The sequence below is a fragment of the Neobacillus sp. KR4-4 genome (genome assembly GCF_042136325.1).
Lineage (GTDB): Bacteria > Bacillota > Bacilli > Bacillales > Cytobacillaceae > Neobacillus.
In genome coordinates this window covers 1-3,364 of record NZ_JBHHJU010000062.1, presented here as the reverse complement: position 1 = coordinate 3,364, position 3,364 = coordinate 1, and the positions used below count along the sequence as shown (strand labels likewise).

The following is a 3,364-nucleotide window of genomic DNA, read 5'->3' as shown; positions in this document are numbered from 1 at the left end:
AACTCTCCAAGAAAGTTGATTAGCTCATTTGTTACGTTGGCTCATGTTCTAACTATATATAATAGAAGAAACACGATTAATATTGTTTGTTTGCACGATTTTGTTTGTTTAGTTTTCAAAGAACAATCTTGTTTGTCAGAAGCGACATTTGTTATTATATCAACTCTCTATCATTATGTCAATATAATAATTTATCTTTTTTTGAAATCACTTTTAACGAATTAACTTCCGTTACAAGCAACTTTCATATCATAACACTGTCGGTTTACTTGTGCAACAAAAAGTTTTTCTTTTTTCTCCTTCCTTCTACTGAGACGGTTCTTATGTTTCTTTTAGCAGAATAATGTCAACCAGAATCGTTCCCTTGGTCACAAAAAAGAGAGGTTTCTAATTAGATAGAAACACTCCCTATTAAAATTACGAACATGTACATTTAAATACGCAGCAAAAACTTCTGCATCTTTTGCGTTCATGATAATCATCTTTTTGCTTATCATGTTGAGTATCCTTTTCTTTTCCCTTAAACCCCCACCAAATGACGGATGGGCGGCATTCGTATTTTTCCTTACAATCCATAATCCATTTTCCTCCTACAAAAATGATTTATTTATATATAGTTTATTAAGAGCAAGAAAAATGGGTTGGACGAACACCCTGCCCGGATCCTTTTTCTAGAAAATTCACCGAGCGGTTTCTCATGTTTTTTACTGGGATTAATGAAAACACCAGAACCAGCCCATCCCATCTCCAAGAGGATGACAGCGCATTCATTCATATAACCTTTTATTTGTAAAGGCTTTCAGTCGAAGATTCATATTACTGTCACATTTATTGTGAAATTATTCACAATCTAGTGTTATACTAATCTCATCAAGTTATTAATTACCAAAAATCACTAATAGATAGTGCAAGTTAAAACCCACTAATAAAGGAGATTGATCATTATGGAAAACAGAAATAAAAAAGTAAACCGGGTTGTCTTAGTTGGAACTGGTGCAGTCGGTTGTAGTTATGCCTATTCTATGATTAATCAAGGAGTTGCGGAAGAATTAGTTCTCATTGATGTGAACGAGTCTAAATCAGAAGGCGAGGCAATGGACCTTAACCACGGAATCCCATTTGCACCATCACCTATCCATGTTTGGAGCGGTTCTTATCAAGATTGTGCACAGGCCGACTTAGTTGTAATTACCGCAGGCTTAGCACAAAAGCCTGGTGAAACACGCTTGGAGTTAGTGGAAAAGAACACGAAAATTTTCAAACAAATCGTAAAAAACATTATGGCAAGTGGATTTGACGGTATCTTCTTGGTCGCAACAAACCCTGTCGACATTTTAACCTACGTGACTTGGAAAGAGTCCGGGCTGCCGAAAGAACGTGTGATTGGTTCTGGTACCGTCCTAGATTCTGCGCGTCTCCGCTTTGCGCTTGGTCAGCATTTCAACATGGACACCAGAAACGTTCATGCTTATATCATTGGTGAACACGGAGATACTGAACTTCCCGTTTGGAGCCGTGCCGCAGTGGGTGTCGAACGACTGGAAGAGCTCCCAGCTGAAAAACTAAACAAAGAATCTTTAGAAGAAATTTTCGTGAATGTCCGTGATGCTGCTTATCACATTATTGAGCGAAAAGGTGCAACGTACTATGGAATCGGAATGTCTCTCGTTCGAATTACGAAGGCCATTTTAAATAATGAAAACTGTATCCTGACAGTTTCTTCTTATCTAGATGGACATTATAGACAAAATGATGTGTTTATCGGGGTGCCTGCAGTCATTAACCGCGGCGGAATCCGTGAAGTCCTTGAAATTGAGTTAAATGAAAAAGAAAAAGAACAATTTTGCCACTCCGTTAACGTATTAAAGGAAACGATGAAACCCGTAATCTAGGCATTGCTGCAAGCACTCCATTTTTTCAATGAAAAGATGAAATCACTAATGAAAGCAGATGAAGATATGGAAACGATCAATCATACAAAAAAAGGTTATTTTATGATGGCGGTATTGTGGCTGGCTTATGTAACCTTTGCCATGAACTGGGTGGCGGGCTCTTCATTGACCCCACAAATAACCGAAACGTTTTTCGGTGGGCCGGTGGATCCTATTATATCTCAATTAGTGAATTATTCGATTACGACCGCACGTGTATTTGCGAACATCTTAGCAGCGCTAGTGCTCATGAAATTAGGGCCGAAAAAAGCAGCAGGCACAGCAATTGGCCTGTTAATGATGGGACTTGTTGCGATTTACCTGCCTAATTACTGGGCCTATACCGCAGCCCGGATGGTCATGGCCGTAGGTGGCTCGATGGTGATTGTCTACATGAACCCCATCGTCGCTCACTATGTTAAAAATTCAAATGTAAAACTGCGCATTAATGCGGCCAATACCGTTGCTTATAATGCGGGGGCCTTTATTGTTGCCGTCTTATTTACGGTTTTTGCTAAGCAAATGGTGGCCAACTGGCGTTTAACCTTAACGTTATTTGCTTCGTTAACGATTTTGTTTTTTATCGGCTGGCTTTGGAAAGCAGAAACCTTTGAAACAAGAGAAACTGGTGGAAAATCTGAAAAATATGGGTACAGAGACGCTCTTAAGGACGGATTCCTTTGGCGCTACGGTCTAGCGTTCGCTTCCTTTTTAACGCTGTATGTATTATCGCTAGTAAGCTTTAAAGCCATATTTGATCAATATACCTTGTTAAACGGCTCGGTTACGAACCTATTAATCTCAGGTTTCGGTATACTCGGTACCTTTGCAGGGATTCGAATCGGGAATAAAGGGGTACCGCGGAAACCGATTCTCCTATTTTCAGGTATCGTCATGGTGGGAGCCTTTGCCCTAGCGCTCGTTTTTGCAAATAAAGTTCCGTTACTCTCTTACACGCTCATTTCAATCTCTGGATTTGCGATGTATATCCAGTACCCAATCTTTTTGAATCTGCCCCATGAATTAAAAGGGATGACGCCACAAAGATTGACAATTATGTTCGGCTTATTCTGGGCCATCGCCTATGCGGGCCAAACCATTGCGACGATCGTGTGGAGCTTTATCTTAGGCGCTTCCGGATACACGGCCGCCATGATCTTCTTTATCGCCGTGTCTAGTTTGTACATCTTCTTGGTGGCAACCTTTCCGGAAACGAGGAAGCACGATATCGTTGCGAGGAAAGCAGCGTAAATCAATATAGTGTACCGAATTTCTTTTTACACAATTATATGGACTCAATCAAACAAGTCAAGCCCATTATTATGTGTAAATTCATTCCTGATGAAAAACAATGTTAAGCAGCTGATTTATTTTTGGTGTACTGGAAGGGGGGTACCCCCCTTCCAGTACACCAAAAATTCGCGCTTCGCGGT

General features: G+C 40.2%; 2 protein-coding genes. Both read left to right on the top strand.

What is annotated here, in order from left to right; all coding sequences use genetic code 11:
- Positions 1 to 944 precede the first annotated feature (944 nt).
- Positions 945 to 1,892, top strand: coding sequence for an L-lactate dehydrogenase (locus ACE198_RS27790; protein WP_375377782.1), 948 nt, complete (start codon positions 945 to 947; stop codon positions 1,890 to 1,892).
- Positions 1,893 to 1,940: 48 nt separating this feature from the next.
- The gene (locus ACE198_RS27785; protein WP_375377781.1) at positions 1,941 to 3,182 is read left to right on the top strand and encodes an MFS transporter; all 1,242 of its coding nucleotides are present in this window, start codon (positions 1,941 to 1,943) and stop codon (positions 3,180 to 3,182) included.
- The last annotated feature ends 182 nt before the right edge of the window (positions 3,183 to 3,364 follow it).